This is a genomic window from Serratia inhibens, from assembly GCF_003591175.1.
Taxonomy (GTDB): domain Bacteria; phylum Pseudomonadota; class Gammaproteobacteria; order Enterobacterales; family Enterobacteriaceae; genus Serratia; species Serratia inhibens.
The window spans coordinates 1-1144 of record NZ_QYYG01000024.1; the positions used below are offsets into that span (position 1 = coordinate 1).

The following is a 1144-nucleotide window of genomic DNA, read 5'->3' on the forward strand; positions in this document are numbered from 1 at the left end:
GGTACTATCGGCCACGTTGACCACGGTAAAACTACCCTGACTGCAGCAATCACCACCGTTCTGGCTAAAACCTACGGCGGTTCTGCACGTGCTTTCGACCAGATCGATAACGCGCCAGAAGAAAAAGCTCGTGGTATCACCATCAACACTTCTCACGTTGAGTATGACACCCCAAGCCGTCACTACGCGCACGTTGACTGCCCAGGGCACGCCGACTACGTTAAAAACATGATCACCGGTGCTGCTCAGATGGACGGCGCTATCCTGGTTGTTGCTGCGACTGACGGCCCAATGCCTCAGACCCGTGAGCACATCCTGCTGGGTCGTCAGGTTGGCGTTCCTTTCATCATCGTATTCATGAACAAATGCGACATGGTTGATGATGAAGAGCTGCTGGAACTGGTAGAAATGGAAGTTCGCGAACTTCTGTCTGCTTACGACTTCCCTGGTGATGACCTGCCGGTTGTTCGTGGTTCAGCGCTGAAAGCACTGGAAGGCGAACCAGAGTGGGAAGCTAAAATCATCGAGCTGGCCGGTTTCCTGGATTCTTACATCCCAGAACCAGAGCGTGCTATCGACAAGCCGTTCCTGCTGCCAATCGAAGACGTATTCTCCATCTCCGGTCGTGGTACCGTTGTTACCGGTCGTGTTGAGCGCGGTATCGTTAAAGTTGGCGAAGAAGTTGAAATCGTGGGTATCAAAGACACCGTTAAGTCTACCTGTACCGGCGTTGAAATGTTCCGCAAACTGCTGGACGAAGGCCGTGCTGGTGAGAACGTGGGTGTTCTGCTGCGTGGTATCAAGCGTGAAGATATCGAACGTGGTCAGGTACTGGCTAAACCAGGTTCAATCAAGCCGCACACCAAGTTTGACTCAGAAGTGTACATCCTGAGCAAAGAAGAAGGTGGTCGTCATACTCCATTCTTCAAAGGCTACCGTCCACAGTTCTACTTCCGTACAACTGACGTGACCGGTACCATCGAACTGCCAGAAGGCGTTGAGATGGTAATGCCTGGTGACAACGTGAACATGGTTGTAACCCTGATCCACCCAATCGCGATGGACGACGGCCTGCGTTTCGCAATCCGTGAAGGCGGCCGTACTGTTGGCGCTGGTGTTGTTGCTAAAGTTATCGCTTAATCGC

Annotated in this window: 1 protein-coding gene; it reads left to right on the top strand. The window is 52.5% G+C overall.

Features of this window, described 5'->3' with window-relative positions; translation table 11 throughout:
• The coding region (gene tuf / locus D4100_RS25465) for an elongation factor Tu (protein ID WP_062791875.1) at positions 1-1140 on the top strand (1140 nt) is incomplete at its 5' end.
• Between the last annotated feature and the right edge of the window lie 4 nt (positions 1141-1144).